The organism is Bacillus sp. NSP9.1 (genome assembly GCF_000465465.2).
Taxonomy (GTDB): domain Bacteria; phylum Bacillota; class Bacilli; order Bacillales; family Bacillaceae; genus Bacillus; species Bacillus sonorensis_A.
The window spans coordinates 4,135,249-4,155,291 of record NZ_CP048273.1 but is presented as its reverse complement, the minus strand read 5'-3'; the positions used below and the strand labels follow the sequence as shown (position 1 = coordinate 4,155,291).

Below are 20,043 nucleotides of genomic sequence, written 5' to 3'. Positions count from 1 at the left end.
AGGACATCAAAATGGCATTTCAAGACTTTAGGGACTTTTTAAACACATTGAAAAAAGAAGGGCAGCTTCTTGAAGTTCAGGAAGAGGTGAAGCCGGAACCCGATTTGGGAGCCGCTGCACGCGCCGCCAACAACCTCGGAGACAAATCACCCGCTCTTTTATTCAACAACATTTACGGCTATAACAACGCGCAAATCGCGCTGAATGTCATCGGCTCCTGGCCGAACCACGCGTTAATGCTCGGCCTTCCGAAAGACACACCTGTCAAAGAACAATTTTTCGAATTTGCCCGCCGCTATGACCAGTTTCCTGTGAAGGTTCAACGCGAAGAAACGGCGCCGTTTCATGAGAATGAAATCACGGAGGATATCAACCTGTTTGAGATCCTGCCGCTTTTCCGCATCAATCAGGGCGACGGCGGTTTTTATTTGGACAAAGCTTGCGTCATTTCCAGAGATGTCGAGGATCCGGAACACTTCGGCAAGCAAAATGTCGGCATGTACAGACTGCAAGTAAAAGGAAAAGACCGTCTCGGCATTCAGCCCGTCCCGCAGCATGACATTGCGATCCACCTGCGTCAGGCGGAAGAACGCGGCGAAAACCTGCCGGTCACGATCGCGCTCGGCTGTGAACCAGTCATTGCGACGGCGGCGTCCACACCGCTCTTATACGATCAATCAGAATACGAAATGGCAGGAGCCTTGCAAGGTGAACCTTATAAAATCGTTCAATCAAAACTGTCCGACCTCGATATTCCATGGGGAGCGGAAGTGGTTCTCGAAGGTGAAATCCTGGCGGGTGAACGCGAGTATGAAGGTCCGTTCGGCGAATTTACGGGACACTATTCCGGCGGCCGCAGCATGCCGATCATCAAAATCAAACGCGTCTGCCATCGCAACAACCCGATTTTTGAACACCTTTATTTAGGCATGCCTTGGACAGAAGTCGACTACATGGTCGGCATTAATACATGTGTGCCGCTTTACCAGCAGCTAAAAGAGGCATATCCGAATGAAATTGTCGCGGTAAACGCGATGTATACGCACGGCTTGATCGCCATTGTATCAACGAAAAGCCGCTACGGCGGTTTCGCTAAAGCGGTCGGCATGCGCGCGCTGACGACCCCCCACGGCCTTGGCTACTGCAAAATGGTGATCGTTGTTGACGAAGACGTCGATCCGTTTAACCTCCCGCAAGTGATGTGGGCAATATCAACGAAAATGCATCCAAAACACGATGCAGTCATCATCCCGGATTTATCTGTTCTGGCGCTTGATCCAGGTTCTGAACCAGCGGGTATCACCCACAAAATGATCTTGGACGCCACAACACCTGTTGCACCGGAAACAAGAGGGCATTATTCGCAGCCGCTCGATTCCCCTGTTAACACGCAGGAATGGGAAAAGAAATTAATGGATTTATTAAATCGATAAGATAGGAGAGTGTTTCGATATGCATACATGTCCGCGCTGCAATTTAAAAAAAGCGGAAACCGTCAGCAAGTCTCCCGTCGAAGGAGCATGGGAAGTTTATCAATGCCAGCATTGTTTTTTCACATGGAGATCGTCAGAACCCGAAACGATCACCAATCCTGAAAAATACAATCCGGCCTTTAAAATCGACCCTTCTGAAGTCGAAACAGCCGTACACGTGCCGGCGATTCCAGACCGGAAAATCTAAAGGGGGACACCCGCGGCATGGCTCAAATATCACAGGAACTCTTTCAGCTCTTAAACGGAGAGAAACTCGCCGGAAAGCGGCACGAGGCGATGATGCTTCAGACTGTCACAGAAGACGGCTGGCCGCATACGGCAATGATCAGCGCCGGGGAAATCCTCGCCCTGAACGATACCGAAATCCGCCTTGCCCTCTGGCAAGGGACAACCACAACGGCCAACATCATCCGCACGGGCCGGGCGCTCTTCGTCGCATGCTGGCAAGGAAAAGCCCATTATATGCGGCTGTCTTTAACAAAACTGCCCGAATTAAAAGACGCCAAGCACCCGAGAACACGCTTTGCCGGCACCGTCGAAGCGGCCCGGGAAGACATTGCTAAATATGCTGATATCATCTCCGGCGTCCAGATAAAGCTTAAGGATGAAGAGGCGGTTTTACGGCGATGGGAAGAGACAATAGAGGAATTAAGGAAATGAAGAAAAGGACCATGGTTCGCCATGGTCCTTTCAATTATTTTTGCAGCATTTTATTCGTCACTTTGTAAGCCAAGATACAGGAAATGGTGATGAATGCGATTGCGATCAAAACGATCACGAGCTTTTCATTAACGGTGTACAACGGCATGGGAAGGACAGCCGCACAGACGGCAAACAGGCTGCCGAAATAAATAAACAGGATCAGCGGCTTTTTGTACTTTTTCCAAATGACTTGGTTGATCCCATTTCTTTCGGGATCTGCCGGATGTTTGCGATCCTCATCTTTCATCAGCTTATTTAGCAGCACATAAATGAGAAATGCGAGTAAAGTGGCCGAGAAAATATTAAAGCAGAGCATAAACAGCTTTTCCCCCAAGCCCATCTCCGGATTCACAGCCATGCTGAGGACGGAGCCGCATACGAAAAACAAGTAGACGATCAAGATGGCTTTGTTTCTTGGTTTTTGTAAAAACTTGGACATTTAGATTTCTCCAATCGTGAATGATTTAAACGCTGAAAATGACATGCAGCAGAAAAGAAAACATACAAAAGATGATGATGCTTAAAATGCCTCTGCCCGCAAGATAAAGGGCGAAATCCAGTTTTCTCAGGAACCAGTTGTATCTTAATAGGCGTTTGTAAACAAAGTAACCGGTGCCGACAAGAAGGATGACGAATGAATTGTGATTTTATGGGAATCAGGTTTTAAAAAGATCATTTTTTCATATTCAATGATCATGTGACTCGCTATGATTAAAAAACACAAACTATAAGCGAAATGAGCGGTCAACATACCGGCGATGAAATATTCGGTATATTCAACAAAAGTTTCAGGTGACATCATAACTCCTTTATGAATTGCGGACTCCGGATTTTTTTAACAAAATTTTTTTCTGATAAAATAAAGAATGAATGGCGGAATGAAAAAAACAACAGAAATTGCTGCAATGGCAGCGGGTATTTCCGAAAATGCTTCTTTCGTTATTAAAAGCCATAACGTCATGATTGTTAAGAAGATCCCGAAAGACGGAAAGAGTATAATAGCCACTAACATACTTTTATTTGCAATATCTTTTACCACCTAAAAGCCCTCCTGTTCATTCTTCCGCAGGAATTCTGTCCACACAAGACTCGTCCAGCATTTGATTGGCCGCTTGATAAGCCGCAAAAAAGCTGCCCGAGATTACCGCAACCAAAATCGCGAACACGCCGGATTTCCATGCAAAAGAGAGTCCGGTCATGGAAAATACGGATGTTCCCGCAATCAGGATGTCGGCGAAATAGTAAGAGAGCGTGAACGGCTTTCTGTATTTCTTCCAAAAGATTTTCGCGACGATGTTGCATCTAGGCTCGCGTTGATTTTTCTTATGTAACAACACATAAAGGATAAATGCGACAAAAGATACTGAAACGAACATAAAGCCGGTGACAGCAATCTTTTCTTTCCAGTTCATTGAAGGTCTGACAAGGCCGGTCAAAAGAATGATTGTTGCATGAAGAGAATAGATTGAGAGAATGATTTTATTTCTGCCTTGCAAAAATGACCGCTCCTTTTTTCGTCAAAAGCCTGATGTGCCGTCTGATGTCTTGATTCGCTTTGATAAAGAAGTATTTGTGGATGAATTTGACCCCCATCATCGAAAATAAACAAGCCATAAGCAGATAGACGGTACTCATCAACAAATAGACGGCAGACTCGGAAACACGCCAAACGGCATGACTGATCATAAAACCGGATGCCGGAACGGACGCCAGGAACATCCCCGTCCAAGCTGCCGCCTGTCTGTTGCATCGTTTACGATCAGAGAATACAACCAAGTAGTAGCGGATGACAAGGAAGATGACGGCGGCATATATGAACAGAGACAAAATGACCAGCGGCAAATGAAAACCGATGGCAGCAAACATCATCTTTTGCGAGACGATTAACTGGCAATATGATATGCCGCTGAAAGAAACGCCCATAAAGAGAACATACCGAAGGTGATGATGATATCCGGTCATGCTTTTGGCATTCATGATGATCAGCCATATATTGATCAGGATGACGACAGGTATGGCGGCGAGAGTGAAAAACTGGACTTCGTCCGCCAGTAAAGGGAATATGCATAACACATCCAGCATCAACACGATAAAACAGGCCATTCCCCATTTTGTTTCCAGGCTGATGGAAGCCGTCAAATGAGATTGAATATGATAAGGTAAATCTTTGTATGTAGGCGTTTCTTTTAATCTAGGTAAAGCTGTTGTTCCTCCGCTGTTATGTTTCATCGTTTTATCCCTCTGAACGATTCCGCGTGCATTTTTTCAGCCAGACTTTTTTTCTGTAAATATATAGTAGGAGTGGAAGAGCGAAAAAAAATATGCTGACAACGGTAATAACCAAGGGAATTTCTGAAGGAGCTTGTTCTCCTAACGCCCATATTGTCATGATGACAAAAAAGATACCAACTACAGGGAATAAAATCATGAAGATGATCATCGCTTCATTTATTTTTTTGTACAGAACATTTTTTTCGTGTTTCATCAAAAAGCTCCTTTTTCTTGGTCAAACGATACTTATCTCTGAAAAAGCAAAGGAAAACAATTGTGGCTAGCTTCGATCTGTTTTTTTTCGTAAATCAATCATGTTTGTGTTCCGGCGATTGCTCCGTTTCAAGACTTTCGGTCGAGGGCTGTATGTTCCCTTTTTGAAACGTCTATCGATCAAGTCTTGGTTGGCTTTGATAAAAAAGAATTTATGAATAAATTTAACTCCCATAAAAGAAAAAAAGAAAGTAAATGCCAAAAAGGTATAACTCATAAAATAGGTAGCTCCGCCTTCAAAAAAATGCAGGAAGAAAAACGCCGCAATGTAAGCGACTATTCCAAATAAACACAAGCAGTTTACCAAAGTCGTACTATCTGTCTTTTTTTTATCGTTTGGGAAAACGATAAGGTAATGTAGAACCATACTTAAAATCACAATCATATAAACGAATGAAGACGTGATGATAAATATCAGGTCATAACCGAGCAAAACGTAAACGAGTTCTTGTGATAATACAAAATAACAAAAAGAACATACAGCGCCAGCTGCCCCCATATATATGGTGAAATGCAAATCATTCCGATCGCTCTGTTTTAAAAACAGGACAATGACTGTCCATATGTTAATACCGATCATAAAAGGTAATGATATAGCCGTGAAAAATGTTTCCCCAATCGCTATGATCAGCACGCCGCACATTAAATCAGTAAATAAAATCATCCACAGCATGTTTAACTTAGCATCTTTATCACAGCTTTCAGATGCTAAATGGGTTATGATGCGGGAAGGTAAATTCCTGTATTTCGGATTTCCCTTTAATTTCAGCAAGGTGTTCACCTGCCTTTTATCAATTGATGTGAAAGAACAGAGAATACCATTTCGGCTGATGAAAGCTATAAAATAACGTCAGGTAATTTCTGCTCTGAATTTGAAAATTAGCATAAGAGAAAGCATCCCGAGTGAGATGCTTCGTGTATTCAATCATTAATCGCTTCAGCCAGAACTTGCTGAAACTCGATTTCTTCTTCGTCTTGGTAGCCTTCGAAAATTACTTTCTCAATGTCTGAATGGTTAAAAGCAAAGGTGTAGTCGGGATTAATGTAGCCTTCAGGGTAGAAAACGCCGATATAGTCAAACATTTTTGGATCCTCGCTGACAACGATCTGTTTTCTTCCGTAGATCATTAATTTTTTTGATCCACCTTGAAGTAAGACGATTGAGCCGGAGGGCAGTAAGTTATTTTCGGCCATGGCTGTATTTCCCCTTTCTTAAATGTTTGTCGATGATGTCTTGGTTGGCTCTAATAAAAAAGTATTGATGAAAGAATTTGACTCCAAAATAAATAAAAAAACAAGCAAGGAACAAGTAAATATAACTCATAAACAGGGTAACGATAGAATCAGAAAAGCGAAAGATGAACTGGGCGATAATATAACCTAATCCTGGTCCTATGGTTAGCAAGTAGGTTCCCCAAGCTGGACTGCCTGTCCGTTTTTTTTGGAAATTTGGAAAAACAATAAGGTAGTATCGAATAAATCCTAGAATGATCATGATACAGGCTAATAAAGAAATCATGAAAAATAAAAGGTTAAAGCCTAATGCTGAAAAGGCATATTTCTGTGAAAGTACAAAATAACAAAATGATAGTACGGCACCAGTTCCACCTTTATACAGAGTGAAGTGCAAATTATTACGATAACTTGGCTTCAAAAACATGACAATGACTGTCCATATGTTAATACCTAGCATAAAAGGCAGTGCTATCATCATGAACATTTTTTCACCATTTGCTATTAATGGTCCACCGCATATGATATCTAAAAACAAAATAACGAATCCAAGCATCGTCAGTTTATCGTCTTTTGAGCTGGAAGCCGTAAGATGGGTTTGAATGTCAGAAGGTAATTTACCGTATTTAGTATTCTCCTTTAATTTGAGCAAGGTTTCTTCACCAGCCTTTTTCTTATTTAAACCACCCTGCTACTGTTTTTAAACCAGATTCTACAGAATCTTTTGCCATATCGGTTATGCTTTTTTTGTCCTTACCCCATTTAACTCCGCCTAGAAGTTCAGATATACCGATTGTAGCCATAAGTGATACACCAGCAGCCGCTATAACAGGGGCTCCACCCGCAATTAATAACGCACTGGCTACAGCACCTACCCCTAGTGTCGCGGCACCTATTCCCACGTCAACAGTAGCATCGCCAACCGTTTTTTCAATAGGAGCATCATCATTGATATTATGAATAAGGTCTTCGCCAGTTGTAATGGCAACGCCTGCCCAGCCGAGCTTGCTTTTCATAGCGCTTTTGAAAGCAGATGAGGGACGAGTTAATTTTGCAATTTCAGGGTTGTTACCAGCCTTCACCTGGGATTTTATCCATGATTCATCATAACTTTTCCCTTTTAGTCCTATGGCTTCTCCGTTTTTCACTTTATAACGTCTTAATTCTGTTCCATCTTTTTTGAATTTTACTTTTCTCTCAATCTTTACTCCATCTTTCTTAACATGCTTCACACTCTTCCCAAAATCCGTCGCAGCAGTAGTCGTCCCATACAAACTTCCTGCACTAGCTACAGGATACGTCAAATCGACTTCAAACGGAAATTCTTCTTTTGCCGCGTCATCAATTTTGCCTTCTTCGTCTTTTTCTCTAAAGCGCCCAAGCATCTTTTCCATCGGTGTTTCGCCGGTGTCTTGCACTCCGCCTTGCAAGCCGCCGGAAGCCTGATTGATTGTTGAGTCGTTTGGCGCTTCGAGGATCGATCCGCTTTTATATTGAGAGATTTCAATCTTCGGCCCCGTATACATCTTCTCCAGCTGCTCGATGTACTGCTTCATCGTGTCCAGGTCTTCACGCGCGTTTTTCAGCGCGTTTGTCTGTTCGCGGTCGAAGGTGTGGAGCTTTTCGATCGTCTCGCTGATTTGTCGTTGGGCTTTTTTGGCGTTTTCGTTGACGGCGGAGTCGTCGAGATCGGGCAGGTCGACGATGTTTTTGACGGTTAGCATTGTCATATTGGCTTTTGCCGTGAGTCTGGCTGTCAGCGATTCGGCTTGGCTGACACCGTCATGGAGTTCGTGTTCGAGAAAGCTTTGCGAGATAAAGCCGTTTTCGGTTGGCTCCAAGGATTGGAGGGCGCTTTTCGTCTTTTCTAAAATTCCTTTATAGTCGGAGATAAAAGATTCATAAAAAAGAAGAAAAGTGGTGTGACACTCTTCATAGAAGGAACGGATCGCTTCGCCTCCCGCGCCTTTTAAGGCGTCGTCAAGGGATGTGATGCCTTTGACGCTTTGTTTGACTTTGGCAATGTCGCTTTCCTGGTTTTTTAATTCAGTCAGCGTCTTGTCAAGGCCGTTTTGAAATGCCTGAACATCTAGTGTTTTCAATCCGTATCCCTTCCTTCTACTTCGTTTTAATGGATGATGCCAGCTTTTTGTCTGTATCTTTCATCGTCTCTACCGCTGATTCGGTTTGGATGATTTGTTTGGAGAGAGCCGAAGCGTAGGCTTTTGTCAGCTTTTTTAAATCTTTGTTCATGCCTTCGATTTTTTTGACGACATCGAGATGGTTTTTGCCGCCGATGTCTGTCGGTACGCTCGACTTGATTCCCTGTGCGGAATGCTTCAGCTGTGAGAGTGTGTGCTTGACTTCACCGGAATTGACTTTGATTTCTTGGCTCATGCTTCCAACTCCTTTTAATGTCGCGATTGTTTTTCTTCTTTTTCCAGCTTCTCAATTTTCTTTTTTAATGAGCTGATATCTTGACCGAGTGAATGTATTTCATCGTTTAAAGAGTTGATGCGCTCGTTTAATTTTTTAAACACCTCATTCAATTGCTTGCCGTAAATATCATTGTAGGCTGATTTCATATCGCTTCTGACGCTTTTAAAAGAATCGGCAAGGCTGCCCTGCCATGTCGTCGAAGACAGACCGGGCTTTTTGATGCTGCTTTTCGAATCGGAGAATTCTTCTTTTATATTTGTTAATTCAGATTTGCAATGTTTCAGCTCTTTCAGCTGTTCTTTTTTGATGACAAGTGTACCCTGCATACCATACAGGACTGTTTTTTCCCAGATGATCATGGTCTGCCACCTCCCGGCGATTTGATTCAAATGGCCTGTTGGAAATCGTCCGATAAAGGACCTTATTAATGTTACAACATGGTATAAATGAGTTGAATAGGAAAAATGTACCGCGAACAAGGGATGAAACCCGCTGGAAATATGGGTCTATTCCTTATCCTGACTGCGATTTTGGACTTTTTCCCATTTTTGAATAAGGTTAAAAGACTTAGTTCCTGAGACCTTGTTTTTTATCATATTTATTTTCCGTTTCGCAAATTTTAAGGTTATTTTAAGAAAAAGGTGATCTTTCAAGAGGCTCAACAAGGTTTTTCGTGGAAAATGTCAAATAGATTAGATATTTCGTATGAACAAGGGGGGATATTTGTCTGTTTGTGATGAAAAAAGGGGACAGGCGGGATTCTGTCAAAAGTCTCAGTTGGATTCCTAACCAATTCGCTGTCATATACATGCTCAACGGATTTGAAACTGTCTAGTTCTCCGGACAACAGGGGGATGAAGATGAAAAAGCTGCTGGTTGTTTATGCGGTCATGCTTTGTTTGTTTTTTCTTTACGTATACGATTATTCCAAGAGCGACCAAGCCGGTTCCACCGCGCGGGAAAGCGGTCCTTTAACAGGAAGTCTCTCGGAAAAGTATGTGATGGTGACGTTTCAGTCAGGCATTGAATATTGGAAAAGCGGTTTGAAAGGCTTTGAGGATGCTGCACAGCTTTTCAACGTCTCTGTCGAATACCGGGGGGCGGCCCGTTACGATGTTCATGAGCAGACAACTGTGCTCGAACAGGTGATCGCGAAGAAGCCGGCGGGGATCGCCGTTTCCGCGATCGATCCCGAGGCTTTGAACCCCGTTATTAATAAAGCCTGTGAGCAGGGCATTCCGATCGTTTTGTTTGATTCGGACGCTCCTTTCAGCAAAGCGCCGACATATATCGGCACGAATAACAGGGAAGCGGGCGCTGCCGCGGCTGAACAAATGGCCGGGCTCTTGAACGAAAAAGGCGAAACCGCCGTCATCACCCAGCCGCGCCAATATAATCAGCAGGAGAGGACGAAAGGTTTTAACAAAACGATCGAACAACGATATCCGCACATGAAAGTGTCCGCTGTTTTGGACGGAAAAGGGGATGAATTGACATCGAAAAAAGAGGCGGAAAAGATTTTGCAAAAAAAACCGAACATCAAAGGGATTTTCACGACCGAAGCGAATGGAGCGAGCGGGGTGGCGCAGGCCGTAAAAGCGGCGGGCCTCGAAGGAAAAGTCCAGGTCATCGGCTTTGATAAAGATAAAAAAACGCTGGACGGCATTAAAGACGGAACGATTGCCGCCACCCTCGGGCAGGATACATGGCAGATGGGCTACTGGTCGCTTCATATGCTGTTTTTCTTAAGCCGCCATTTAAAAAGGGCGGATTCACTCCCGGCATCGATCGACACCGGGATCACCATCATCACGAAAAAAAATGTGGAAGATTACTATGCGAATGATTAAAAACGCGATCAACAATATGCCGATCCGCTATAAACTGATCAGTCTTCTCTTGTTAATCAGCATGCTGCCGACGATCGGCCTCGGCATTTTGTCGGCCTGGGCGGTGGAAAGTATTTTTGAAAAGCAGATGATCGATCATACATTGCAGCTGATCGGTGAAGTGAATAAAACGACTGAAGTGTATGTCAGCCACATGCAGAATCTTACATATTTAATTTCGACGAACGAAGAAATGGAAGCGTTTTTTGACCATCAAAAAGGCGACGGGGAAGCGGATTATAAACGGCGAAAGTTTTTGCAGGGGCTGACCTCCTTATATTCTGAAGCCGCGGGAATTCTCGTCGTCAATGACGAGGGTGAGATGATCACAAATGAGATGTATAAACGGACAGAAACCGATTTGACAAAGGAGTCCTGGTATCAGGCGGCCGTGAAAAATGAAGGCATTTTTAAGATGATTGGAAAGCCTGTGAACCGGAATGTCAGAAGCCATGTCAACTACAGAGAAGATGAAGTCGTCTCAGCCGTCAGAGCTGTAATTGATCCTGAGACGCAGCATGTCAAAGGCGTCGTGTTAATCGACTTGAAGCTGCGCGTTCTGGCGGAAGCGACGAAAAACATCCGTTTGGGGAAAACGGGCTATTTGCTGATCATGGATGAAAACGGCGGTAACATTTATTCGCCTGAGGCTTCAAAGCTGTTTTTGCCGAAACAATGGTTTCAGCACCAAAGCTCAGGTCATTTTTCAAAGCGGATCAAAGGGGAGGATTACCAGCTTATTTATGAAACATCCGCTTTTACCAATTGGACGACAGTCGGGGTCTTCAAAAAGAGCGAACCGGTATTTGAAGTGAAGGAAATCCACTTGTATGTGCTCTTGTTCTTGTTGGCTGCCGGATTTTTGGGACTGACGGCTTCCTATTATTTATCCTATTCGATGTCCCGGCCGATTTTAAAGCTGACTTCTTTTATGCAGAAAGCCGAAGGCGGAGACTTTTCGACGCTTTATCAAGAGAACCGGCAGGATGAAATCGGCCTTTTAGGTAAGAGCTTCAACCGTTTGATGCTCAGGATCAAAGAGCTGATGTTTGTGACGGAAAAGCAGGAGCGGCAAAAAAGGGAAGCGGAGCTCAGGGTTTTGCAGGCGCAAATCAATCCGCATTTTCTGTACAATACGTTGGATACGATCAATTGGATGGCGAGGAAAAAAGGGGCGGAGGAGGTTACCGATTTGGTGCAGGCCCTATCAAAGCTGTTTCGCATATCGCTGAGCAAGGGCCGGGACATCATTCCTTTAGCGGATGAATTCGAACACGTCGAAAACTATTTAAAAATTCAAAAAGCGAGATACCGCGATAAACTGAATTATTCGATTGAAAGACTTGAGTTTGCAGGCGATCGGCTGATTTTGAAGCTGGTGCTTCAGCCCATCGTTGAAAACGCGATTTACCATGGGATCAAAGAAAAGCGCGGACCTGGGCATATCCGGATCATTGGAAAGGAAGAAGACGGCCGTCTGACGATAAAGGTCGAAGATGACGGAGCCGGAATGGATGAACACACATTAAACAAAATCAATGAACAATTTAAAAAGCGGGAAAATGCGACCGGCTACGGCATGATCAATGTCCATGAACGGATCGCCCTCACCTTTGGAGAGCCTTTCGGTTTAACGGTTGAAAGCCGGAAAGGGGCGGGCACCTCTGTTTTGATTCGGCTGCCGATTTTGATTAAAGGAGGGAAAGGACTTGAGTGAACAATGGCGGGTGCTGATTGCCGATGATGAACCGTGGATTCGGGAGGGTATACGGGATGCTGTGCAATGGGAGCGATATGATATGAATGTGTCGGCCGAAGCGGAAAACGGGGAGGAGGCGTTTGAGCTTGCCCTGCAGTACAAAATTGATCTATTGATTGTCGATTTGAACATGCCGATCATAAACGGATTGACGCTGATGAAAAAGCTGCGCCGGGAGCTGCCGCTGTGCCGGTTTGTCATTGTAACGGGCTATGACCAATTCGCATATGCCCAGGAAGCGATCAGGCTGAATGTCGATGATTATCTGTTAAAGCCTGTCGATCCCGGGCATTTGGAAAAGGTGTTGGAAACGATCATGAGCTCGCTTGCAGCAGAAAAAAAGAGACGGCATGAGCAAAAGCTCGCTGAGGAGCATATTCAAAAAAACCTTGATCTGCTTAAGGAGCATTTTTTCAACGACTGGGTTCAGGATCAAGTCGAAGAAGAAGAGATATCCCGGCAGCTCGAATGTCTCAAGCTTCCAGCCCGTTTACCGGAGATGCTCGGTGTTGTCGGCACCGGACATTTACAGATCACTCCAGCAGCTCTTGTGAAAGAAAAAGTCGAGCAATTTTTTAAAGAAGAAGCGGTGAAGGCCGTTTTTTCCAGTGATGACCGCCTTGTCGCCATTTGTGTTTGGCGCCTGATCACAGAAGAAGAACGGCGGACGCTTGAAGCGTTCATTCAATCTGAGCTTGAGGTCAGTGCAGCCGCCTGTTTTATCAGTCTTGCACAAGCCTGGCATTCGCTGCCGCAAGCCTACAAGGCTTGCAGACAAAAGGTTTCCCAATCTTTCAATCTCTCCCCGGTCGTGGCGCGGGCGAAAGAATATATGCAGAAGCACTTCGCGGAAAGGGAGTTTTCTTTAATGGAGACAGCTAAAGCCTTGCAAGTTTCCTCCGTTTACCTGAGCCGGACGATGAAGCGGGAGCTGGGCATGACATTTGTCCAGCTTTTGACGGAGATGCGCATGCAAAAAGCGGCTTACCTTTTGCGGACAACCTCTCTGGCGATCCATGACATTGCCGAACAGACAGGCTATGATACACAGCACTATTTCAGCACCGTGTTTAAAAAAACAATGGGACAGTCGCCGAATCAGTACCGGCGGATGTCGGGAATGGAACAAACAAGGGGAAATTTGTAATGTAAGCGCTTTAAAAAAGTCTGTTTTTTATAAAAATAGTTAATTAATTCAAAAGACGAAGGGCAGAAAGTCATGATACAGTTGGCTTGATTCATGATGGGAGAAATCAAAAAGGGGGATTTCAGACATGAAAAAGTGGCTTGTGATCATGGCGGTGATCTTTTGTTTTATGTTGTCGGCCTGCTCCGGCAATCAGGCAAGCGGAGGAGGAGAGAAGGGTTTTGTCGGAATTTCGATGCCGACAAAGTCATCGGAACGCTGGGTTTATGATGGGAAGTACATGGTGAAGGAATTTGAAAAGCTCGGGTATAAAACAGATCTGCAATACGCTGAAGACGTTGTTGAGAACCAGGTATCGCAAATTGAAAACATGATTACAAAAGGCGTCAATGTCCTTGTGATCGCTTCAATTGACGGCGAAGCGCTGACAGACGTCCTTGAAAAAGCGAATAAACAGGATATCAAAGTCATTTCTTATGACAGGCTTCTGATGAACAGCAAGCATGTCGACTACTATGCGACATTCGATAATCGCAAGGTCGGCGAGCTTCAAGGGAAATATATTGAAGAAAAGCTCGGCTTAAAGGACGGAAAAGGGCCGTTTAACATTGAACTGTTCGCCGGCTCGCCGGACGACAACAACGCGCATTTCTTCTTTGAAGGCGCGATGTCCGTCTTGAAGCCTTATATCGATTCAGGGAAGCTGAAGGTATTGAGCGGCCAAACCTCATTTGAGCAAGGAGCAACACTGCGCTGGGACGGAGCGACCGCGCAAGCGCGCATGGACAATCTGCTGAGCGCCCATTACACAAAAGCGAAGCTGGATGCGGTGCTTTCACCTTATGACGGGATCAGCATCGGAATCATTTCTTCATTAAAAGGAGCCGGCTACGGAACCGATGAAAAACCGCTGCCGATCATCACTGGACAGGATGCCGAGCTTGCTTCCGTCAAATCGATTATCAAAGGACAGCAGACATCGACCATCTTTAAGGATACGAGAGAGCTGGCGAAAAAAGCCGTTGAGATGGCGACATCGGTCTTAAAAGGTGAAAAAGCGGAAGTCAATGACACCAAGACTTATGACAACGGAGAAAAAGTCGTCCCATCTTACTTGCTTGACCCTGTCGTCGTCGATAAAGAGAACTACAAAGAGGTGCTGGTTGAAAGCGGTTACTATAAAGAATCGGAATTAGGGAAGTGATGTCATGTCCGATTGCATATTGGAGATGAGAGGGATCACAAAGGAATTTCCCGGCGTCAAAGCGCTGAACAACGTCCATCTCCGCGTCAAAGCGGGGGAAATCCATGCGCTTTGCGGAGAGAACGGTGCGGGCAAATCGACGCTGATGAAGGTGTTGAGCGGCGTCTACCCGCATGGCACGTATACGGGGGATATTTTGTACCAAGGGAACGTCTGTCGGTTTAAAAATATTAAACAAAGCGAGGAAGCGGGGATCGTCATTATCCATCAGGAGCTGGCGCTCGTCCCCCAGCTTTCCATTGCCGAGAATCTCTTTTTGGGAAATGAACAGGCGCAAAAAGGCGTCATCGATTGGCGAAAGACAAAGCTTGAAACACTTGAACTGATGAAAAAGGTCGGTTTGGCAGAGCCGGCCGATACACTCGTTTCACAAATAGGGGTCGGAAAACAGCAGCTCGTCGAAATTGCCAAAGCGCTGGCGAAAAAGGTGCGGCTGCTCATATTGGATGAGCCGACGGCCGCGTTAAATGAGGATGACAGCGAAAATCTGCTCAACCTTTTATTGGAGCTGAAAAAACAAGGGATTACTTCAATTATGATTTCTCATAAGTTAAATGAAATTACAAAGATCGCGGATTCAATCACTGTGCTGCGCGACGGGCAGACGATCGAAACGCTTGATGTCCAAGGCGGAGAACTGACCGAAAACAGAATCATCAAAGGCATGGTCGGCCGCGAGCTGCAGAACCGCTATCCTGAAAGACACGCTGAGATCGGCGAAGTCATATTTGAAGTGAAAGAATGGAATGTTCACCATCCCCTGAGGCCTGACCGGAAAGTGGTCAGCGATGCCAATCTGTCTGTCAGAAAAGGGGAGATCGCAGGAATCGCGGGATTGATGGGGTCAGGCAGAACAGAGCTTGCGATGAGCATTTTCGGCAAGTCGTACGGAAAAAACATATCCGGCACACTTATTAAAGATGGACGACAACTAAACATCCGCCATGCCGGGGATGCGATTCAAAACGGCATCGTCTATGTCACAGAGGACCGGAAAGGCAACGGCTTGATTTTGATGGACAACATTAAAGGAAACATCACGCTGTCCAAGTTGAACAAGGTGGCGAGCGGATTGGTGATGGATGAACGGCGCGAGAAACATGAAGCAGAACGCTTCCGCCGGAAATTAAACATCAAGACGCCGGACATTTATCAGACAACCGGCAATTTAAGCGGGGGGAACCAGCAAAAGGTGATGCTGAGCAAGTGGATTTTTGCAGAGCCCGATATTTTAATCCTTGATGAACCGACGCGCGGCATTGATGTCGGCGCCAAATACGAAATCTACGGGATCATCAATCAGCTCGCTGAGGAAGGAAAAGCGGTGATCATCATATCATCGGAGCTTCCTGAACTGCTGGGAATGTGTGACAGAATTTATACGATGTGCGAAGGCGAACTGACCGCCGAGTTTTCAAAGGAAGACGCCAGTCAGGAGACGCTGATGAAATATATGACAAACCGGATCAAGAAAGGGGGAGAAGCGTATGCAGACACCGGTGCAAACGGATAAAGGCCAGACGGAGAAAGGGTATGCGCAGATCTTTCGCGACATGTACAAGCAGAACATCCGCAAATACAGCATGGTCATTGCGCTCGTGTTTATCATGCTGCTTTTTCAAATCCTGACGGACGGGATTTTGCTCAGGCCGTTAAACATTACAAATCTGATCTTGCAAAACAGCTATATCCTCATTTTGGCGATTGGCATGATGCTCGTCATCGTAACAGGACATATTGATTTATCCGTCGGATCGGTGGCCGCCTTTGTCGGAGCGGTATCGGCGATGATGATCGTCGAAAACGATATGCCGATGTTTGCAGCGGTTGTGCTGTCGCTCTTGTTGGGAGCGGCGATCGGCGCCTGGCAGGGGTTTTGGGTCGCGTATGTAAAGATTCCGGCTTTCATCGTTACATTGGCGGGAATGCTGCTTTTCAGAGGATTGACGATGATCGTGCTTGAAGGAAAGTCGATCGCCCCGTTTCCTGTATCCTTTCAAAGAATGGCTTCAGGATTTATCCCGGACTGGCTGAACGGAGGCATGCTCCACATGACGACGATAGTCGCCGGAGCCGGTATTTCGATTCTTTATCTAATCTATCAGGTGCAGCAAAGAAACATGCAGAAGAAATTCCAATTTGATGTGCAGGGAAAAGGAATGTTTGCGGTCAAAATATTTTTTATCATCGCAATTATTAACCTTTTTACCTATATTCTCGCCACTTATGAAGGGATACCGATCATTTTGATCACCATGTTTATCTTAATTGCCGCCTACACGTTTTTGATGAAAAGAACCGTCATCGGCCGCAGAATCTATGCGATCGGCGGAAACGAAAAAGCGGCTGAGCTTTCAGGGATCAAAACAAAGCGGCTGACCTTCATGGTGTTCGTCAATATGGGTGTCCTCGCCGCGCTTTCCGGGCTGATATTTGCCGCCCGATTGAACGCTGCCACGCCGAAAGCGGGCAACCTGTTTGAGCTTGACGCGATCGCGGCGTGCTTCATTGGCGGCGCATCGGCCTACGGCGGAATCGGCACGATCGGCGGGGCGATTATCGGCGGCCTCGTCATGGGAGTCATGAACAACGGCATGTCCCTTCTCGGCCTCGGCATTGACTGGCAGCAGGCCATTAAAGGGCTTGTCCTGCTGATTGCCGTCGCGTTCGACATTTATAATAAAAACAAAGCATCATAATCTTAACGGATCGTTTCGAAGCTTTTTCCATTCGGGAAAAAGCTTTTCTTTTTGGAAAAAGATCGTTTAGAACTATTTTTTAGTCATACTTTCCGCTTTATAATATCAATCATGGCAAAAAATCTTTTCGGCAAACCTTGGCTGAAAGTGTGAAGAGGTGACTATTCATTGGATGTTGGCCAAATGATCAAGCAGGCCCACAGCGGCATTTCCCAGCAACTGCAAAACGTTGAAGAGAAAATCTCCAAGCTGGAACGAGCGCAGCAGAACATTGAGAAAGAACAACGGATCAGCGCTTCGGACATCAATCAAATCCTGAAGCCGGAGCTTGGCGCACATTGGACAGGCCGTCGTGCAGAAGCATTTTTTGATGAGCGGGACAGCGCCCACACCGCGATGTACCATGTCGTCCATGACGATTATGAGAATTATATTGATTCGATTCAATTGCAGATTAGTCGGTTAAAGGCGGAAAAAGCGGGGTTGCTGGTCGAACAAGCGGCTGTCGTAGGCACACAGGAGCTGCTCGAAAAAGGAGGGGCAACCGTCCACCTGATCGAACATAAAGTGGAGCAATTTAAAAAGTGGATATTTTAATAATGAAAGCCTGTTTTTGACTGAACAAAAACAGGCTTTTTTTCAGCTTTGCTGGACGGAATGAGCATCGGCATCCAGCGGATGATTGCTTTTTTTCGGTTCAGGCAGCAGGATGTTCAATATGCTGGCGCCCGCCAAAATGATAATCGAAAGGTAGAAAGCCACGTTGTAGCTACCTGTCTGGCTGTACCAAACACCGGGCAAATAAGATCCAAGCGCAGAACCGATCTGGTGGCTGAGAAACAGCCAGCCGAGAATGAATCCGACCGAATACTGCTTAAAATACTGGGTTGCGAGCATTTGTGTCGGCGCGACGGTCGCAAAGTCAACCAAACCGAACAAGATCGCGAAGCCGAGCAGAAGCAGCGGCTGATGGCTTGACAATAGGATGACAAGGGACAATGCGCGCACGGCATATAAAAAACATAAAATTTTTCTGCTGCTCCAGCGGTCGGCGACAACCCCCGAGATCAAAATGCCGATGATGTTAAATCCGGCGAGCAGGCTGACGGCGGCGCTGGTGACATGGGTTGAAAATCCGTGGTCATGTGAATAAGGAATCAGGTGGGTATCCATTAAACCGGTCGTCGTAAACCCGCAGATCAGAAACGGCAAGATGAGAAACCAAAATTTTCTGCTGAGAAATACGGCTCGGTACGGAATTTTGCCGGGCTGATCAGGTGCATCATCCTTTTTTTCTTCCGCAGGAAATCCGCCGATCGGCTCCGCGTTTTTTTCTGTAGGATGGTTTCTTAAAAACAATAAGACGATCGGAAACACGATTAAAATTAAAAATATCCCTAGGACAATAACGGTGATTTTCCAATTGAACCAGTGAATCAGCATGAGCGATCCTGGCACCAGCAGCATCTGGCCCGCGCCGAACCCGGCCTCCATGATGCCGAAAGCGAGTCCGCGCCTTTCATTAAACCAATTGGTGACGATGACGGTTGAGGCGACATTCGACGCCCCGCCGACTCCGAGGGAAGCGATGACCCCGTACAGAATAAACAGCTGCCACGGCGAAGTCACAAGGTATGTAAAGAAGATGCTTAAGCCGACAAGGAGCGTGCTCAAAGACAGAATGATTCTGGGGCCGAACCGGTCGACTAGCTTGCCGATCACCGGCTGGGAAATCCCGTAGACAATAAAGCTTAATGTGGAAATCAGTGAAGTCGTTCCTCTGTCCAGAGAAAAATCTCTTTCCCACGGTTCAATAAAGGCGCCGAAAGAAAGACGAACCCCTTGGACGGCCAAAAGCGTCAAAAATGTCACAAAAACGATAATCCAAGCGTAGTGTAGTTTCCGTTTCATAAATCCTCCCATTTATTAGGCCAGCTCTCGATCCCAGCGTTCTTCCTGGAGCTTTTGCCCCCATAATACAGCTTCATCTTTGATTTCCGTCAGTCTGAAGCCGAATTTCTCATATAAAGGTCTGGCTTCGGCCATTGTGCTGACCGTCCAAAGATAGATCCGCGCAAATTTTTTTCGCTCGCAATAATCGGTCAGCTCCTGCAGCAGACGCGTGCCGACGCCTTGCTGGCGAAACACGGAGTCGACAAGAAACCATCTGAGCTGCACCGTGTTGCCGGGATGCTTGACAAGCCCGACAGATCCTGCGAATCTTCCGGCGCTTTCTGCAATCCAAATCTTTTCAATCTCAGCGTCAAATGTTTCATGAAGGTAGTCTAAAAATGTCTCGTCCCAGCCGTGTGTCTCGGCATAAAACGCCCGCTGCTTTTCAATCATCAGCTCGATGTCGTCCGACAGATAGTAGTCTCTGATCGAAATCGCCGCTTTTTCCGGAGACAGGTGATCCGACAATATGGATTCGACCGTCTGCATCGCATCGGCCAGCTTGTTTTGATAATGGCCGTCCACATGTTTCAGCATATATTCAATCTGCTGATTCGCTTTCGCCTCCAGCTTTTTGTAAATCGTCTCGCCGAACTCTGTTAAATAAATATAATGGTTGCGGCTGTCTTCCTCGCTTTTCTGTTTGTACACCATATTTTCTTTTTCGAAGCGTTTGAGGATTCTGCTCACATAGCCGCGGTCCAGGCTGAGCGTATCCTGAAGCAGCTTTGCCGTGCAATGAGTGGTGTTTTTGATTTCAAACAGGATCCGGGTTTCCGTTAAGGAAAACGGACTGTCATAAATGTGCTCATCAAGAAAACCGAGCACGTTCGTGTAAAATCGATTGAACTTTCTGAATTTTAAAGTGATAGAATGATTGATTTCCGTCATCTAAGAACCTCTCTCCCTGTAAATCGTTGC

Annotated in this window: 23 protein-coding genes; 10 read left to right on the top strand and 13 right to left on the bottom strand. The window is 45.7% G+C overall.

The genetic code is table 11. The features are described 5' to 3' along the window. Positions 1 to 11 precede the first annotated feature (11 nt). From M654_RS21545 to M654_RS21535, 3 genes are read left to right on the top strand one after another with little or no spacing between them, the layout of a single operon-like run. Complete coding sequence (locus tag M654_RS21545; protein WP_026585874.1) at positions 12 to 1,433, top strand: non-oxidative hydroxyarylic acid decarboxylases subunit C; 1,422 nt, start codon at positions 12 to 14, stop codon at positions 1,431 to 1,433. Between the two features lie 19 nt (positions 1,434 to 1,452). Further along, the gene (locus M654_RS21540; RefSeq protein ID WP_026585875.1) at positions 1,453 to 1,680 is read left to right on the top strand and encodes a non-oxidative hydroxyarylic acid decarboxylases subunit D; all 228 of its coding nucleotides are present in this window, start codon (positions 1,453 to 1,455) and stop codon (positions 1,678 to 1,680) included. Between the two features lie 17 nt (positions 1,681 to 1,697). Next, positions 1,698 to 2,153, top strand: coding sequence for a pyridoxamine 5'-phosphate oxidase family protein (locus tag M654_RS21535; RefSeq protein WP_026585876.1), 456 nt, complete (start codon positions 1,698 to 1,700; stop codon positions 2,151 to 2,153). Positions 2,154 to 2,187: 34 nt separating this feature from the next. Here M654_RS21535 and M654_RS21530 read toward each other — a convergent pair whose 3' ends face one another. From M654_RS21530 to M654_RS21475, 11 genes are all read right to left on the bottom strand, one after another. Continuing rightward, complete coding sequence (locus M654_RS21530; protein ID WP_026585877.1) at positions 2,188 to 2,634, bottom strand: hypothetical protein; 447 nt, start codon at positions 2,632 to 2,634, stop codon at positions 2,188 to 2,190. A gap of 396 nt (positions 2,635 to 3,030) precedes the next feature. Further along, positions 3,031 to 3,234: a hypothetical protein gene (locus tag M654_RS21520; RefSeq protein WP_051290332.1), complete on the bottom strand. Its 204-nt coding sequence runs from the start codon at positions 3,232 to 3,234 to the stop codon at positions 3,031 to 3,033. Between the two features lie 16 nt (positions 3,235 to 3,250). Beyond that, positions 3,251 to 3,691: a hypothetical protein gene (locus M654_RS21515; RefSeq protein ID WP_026585878.1), complete on the bottom strand. Its 441-nt coding sequence runs from the start codon at positions 3,689 to 3,691 to the stop codon at positions 3,251 to 3,253. Then, positions 3,675 to 4,424 carry a hypothetical protein gene (locus M654_RS21510; RefSeq protein WP_051290333.1) on the bottom strand — a complete coding sequence of 250 codons (750 nt, stop codon included), beginning with the start codon at positions 4,422 to 4,424 and terminating at the stop codon, positions 3,675 to 3,677. The genes M654_RS21515 and M654_RS21510 overlap by 17 nt, the downstream gene beginning before the upstream one ends. A 4-nt stretch (positions 4,425 to 4,428) precedes the next feature. Beyond that, positions 4,429 to 4,680 carry a hypothetical protein gene (locus M654_RS21505; RefSeq protein WP_026585879.1) on the bottom strand — a complete coding sequence of 84 codons (252 nt, stop codon included), beginning with the start codon at positions 4,678 to 4,680 and terminating at the stop codon, positions 4,429 to 4,431. A 66-nt stretch (positions 4,681 to 4,746) separates the two neighbouring features. Continuing rightward, positions 4,747 to 5,511: a hypothetical protein gene (locus M654_RS21500; protein ID WP_026585880.1), complete on the bottom strand. Its 765-nt coding sequence runs from the start codon at positions 5,509 to 5,511 to the stop codon at positions 4,747 to 4,749. 149 nt (positions 5,512 to 5,660) lie between these two features. Then, positions 5,661 to 5,933, bottom strand: coding sequence for a DUF4176 domain-containing protein (locus tag M654_RS21495; RefSeq protein ID WP_026585881.1), 273 nt, complete (start codon positions 5,931 to 5,933; stop codon positions 5,661 to 5,663). Then, on the bottom strand, positions 5,920 to 6,624 hold the full coding sequence (locus M654_RS21490; protein WP_026585882.1) for a hypothetical protein: 705 nt from the start codon (positions 6,622 to 6,624) through the stop codon (positions 5,920 to 5,922). Before M654_RS21490 ends, M654_RS21495 begins: the two co-directional genes overlap by 14 nt. A gap of 22 nt (positions 6,625 to 6,646) precedes the next feature. Next, a complete protein-coding gene (locus M654_RS24035) occupies positions 6,647 to 8,074 on the bottom strand; it encodes a ribonuclease YeeF family protein (protein WP_236251167.1) in 1,428 nt (475 codons plus the stop codon). A 16-nt stretch (positions 8,075 to 8,090) separates the two neighbouring features. Further along, complete coding sequence (locus tag M654_RS21480; protein WP_026585883.1) at positions 8,091 to 8,369, bottom strand: YwqI/YxiC family protein; 279 nt, start codon at positions 8,367 to 8,369, stop codon at positions 8,091 to 8,093. A gap of 14 nt (positions 8,370 to 8,383) precedes the next feature. Further along, complete coding sequence (locus M654_RS21475) at positions 8,384 to 8,770, bottom strand: YwqH-like family protein (RefSeq protein WP_236251166.1); 387 nt, start codon at positions 8,768 to 8,770, stop codon at positions 8,384 to 8,386. 501 nt (positions 8,771 to 9,271) lie between these two features. On the opposite strand from M654_RS21475, the gene M654_RS21470 reads away from it, so the two are divergent. The 7 genes from M654_RS21470 to M654_RS21440 all read left to right on the top strand — a co-directional run bounded on the left by M654_RS21470 (position 9,272) and on the right by M654_RS21440 (position 17,766). After that, positions 9,272 to 10,261, top strand: coding sequence for a substrate-binding domain-containing protein (locus M654_RS21470; RefSeq protein WP_026586036.1), 990 nt, complete (start codon positions 9,272 to 9,274; stop codon positions 10,259 to 10,261). Continuing rightward, positions 10,254 to 12,017 carry a cache domain-containing sensor histidine kinase gene (locus tag M654_RS21465; RefSeq protein WP_306292007.1) on the top strand — a complete coding sequence of 588 codons (1,764 nt, stop codon included), beginning with the start codon at positions 10,254 to 10,256 and terminating at the stop codon, positions 12,015 to 12,017. Before M654_RS21470 ends, M654_RS21465 begins: the two co-directional genes overlap by 8 nt. Next, the gene (locus M654_RS21460) at positions 12,010 to 13,206 is read left to right on the top strand and encodes a response regulator (RefSeq protein ID WP_026585886.1); all 1,197 of its coding nucleotides are present in this window, start codon (positions 12,010 to 12,012) and stop codon (positions 13,204 to 13,206) included. Before M654_RS21465 ends, M654_RS21460 begins: the two co-directional genes overlap by 8 nt. Positions 13,207 to 13,333: 127 nt before the next feature. Then, entirely contained in the window at positions 13,334 to 14,410 is a 1,077-nt protein-coding gene (gene chvE, locus M654_RS21455) for a multiple monosaccharide ABC transporter substrate-binding protein (protein WP_026585887.1), read from the top strand. 4 nt (positions 14,411 to 14,414) lie between these two features. Then, entirely contained in the window at positions 14,415 to 15,983 is a 1,569-nt protein-coding gene (gene mmsA, locus M654_RS21450; RefSeq protein WP_026585888.1) for a multiple monosaccharide ABC transporter ATP-binding protein, read from the top strand. Beyond that, positions 15,958 to 17,169: a multiple monosaccharide ABC transporter permease gene (gene mmsB / locus M654_RS21445; RefSeq protein WP_026585889.1), complete on the top strand. Its 1,212-nt coding sequence runs from the start codon at positions 15,958 to 15,960 to the stop codon at positions 17,167 to 17,169. Before mmsA ends, mmsB begins: the two co-directional genes overlap by 26 nt. 168 nt (positions 17,170 to 17,337) lie before the next feature. Beyond that, positions 17,338 to 17,766: a YwqH-like family protein gene (locus M654_RS21440; protein ID WP_051290334.1), complete on the top strand. Its 429-nt coding sequence runs from the start codon at positions 17,338 to 17,340 to the stop codon at positions 17,764 to 17,766. A 42-nt stretch (positions 17,767 to 17,808) separates the two neighbouring features. Here the strand turns inward: M654_RS21440 and M654_RS21435 are convergent, their stop codons facing one another. Both M654_RS21435 and M654_RS21430 read right to left on the bottom strand, forming a co-directional pair. Then, positions 17,809 to 19,080, bottom strand: a complete 1,272-nt coding sequence (locus tag M654_RS21435; RefSeq protein ID WP_026585890.1) for an MFS transporter — start codon at positions 19,078 to 19,080, stop codon at positions 17,809 to 17,811. 15 nt (positions 19,081 to 19,095) lie between these two features. Next, on the bottom strand, positions 19,096 to 20,013 hold the full coding sequence (locus M654_RS21430; RefSeq protein WP_026585891.1) for a bifunctional helix-turn-helix transcriptional regulator/GNAT family N-acetyltransferase: 918 nt from the start codon (positions 20,011 to 20,013) through the stop codon (positions 19,096 to 19,098). Positions 20,014 to 20,043: the final 30 nt, after the last annotated feature.

Coding starts and splice junctions, on each gene's coding strand:
- M654_RS21545 (WP_026585874.1), top strand. CDS start 12: ATGGCATTTCAAGACTTTAGGGACTTTTTAAACACATTGAAAAAAGAA.
- M654_RS21495 (WP_026585881.1), bottom strand. CDS start 5,933: ATGGCCGAAAATAACTTACTGCCCTCCGGCTCAATCGTCTTACTTCAA.
- chvE (WP_026585887.1), top strand. CDS start 13,334: ATGAAAAAGTGGCTTGTGATCATGGCGGTGATCTTTTGTTTTATGTTG.
- M654_RS21430 (WP_026585891.1), bottom strand. CDS start 20,013: ATGACGGAAATCAATCATTCTATCACTTTAAAATTCAGAAAGTTCAAT.
- M654_RS21540 (WP_026585875.1), top strand. CDS start 1,453: ATGCATACATGTCCGCGCTGCAATTTAAAAAAAGCGGAAACCGTCAGC.
- M654_RS21505 (WP_026585879.1), bottom strand. CDS start 4,680: ATGAAACACGAAAAAAATGTTCTGTACAAAAAAATAAATGAAGCGATG.
- M654_RS21475 (WP_236251166.1), bottom strand. CDS start 8,770: ATGATCATCTGGGAAAAAACAGTCCTGTATGGTATGCAGGGTACACTT.
- M654_RS21435 (WP_026585890.1), bottom strand. CDS start 19,080: ATGAAACGGAAACTACACTACGCTTGGATTATCGTTTTTGTGACATTT.
- mmsB (WP_026585889.1), top strand. CDS start 15,958: ATGCAGACACCGGTGCAAACGGATAAAGGCCAGACGGAGAAAGGGTAT.
- M654_RS21465 (WP_306292007.1), top strand. CDS start 10,254: ATGATTAAAAACGCGATCAACAATATGCCGATCCGCTATAAACTGATC.
- M654_RS21480 (WP_026585883.1), bottom strand. CDS start 8,369: ATGAGCCAAGAAATCAAAGTCAATTCCGGTGAAGTCAAGCACACACTC.
- M654_RS21510 (WP_051290333.1), bottom strand. CDS start 4,424: ATGAAACATAACAGCGGAGGAACAACAGCTTTACCTAGATTAAAAGAA.
- mmsA (WP_026585888.1), top strand. CDS start 14,415: ATGTCCGATTGCATATTGGAGATGAGAGGGATCACAAAGGAATTTCCC.
- M654_RS21535 (WP_026585876.1), top strand. CDS start 1,698: ATGGCTCAAATATCACAGGAACTCTTTCAGCTCTTAAACGGAGAGAAA.
- M654_RS21470 (WP_026586036.1), top strand. CDS start 9,272: ATGAAAAAGCTGCTGGTTGTTTATGCGGTCATGCTTTGTTTGTTTTTT.
- M654_RS21530 (WP_026585877.1), bottom strand. CDS start 2,634: ATGTCCAAGTTTTTACAAAAACCAAGAAACAAAGCCATCTTGATCGTC.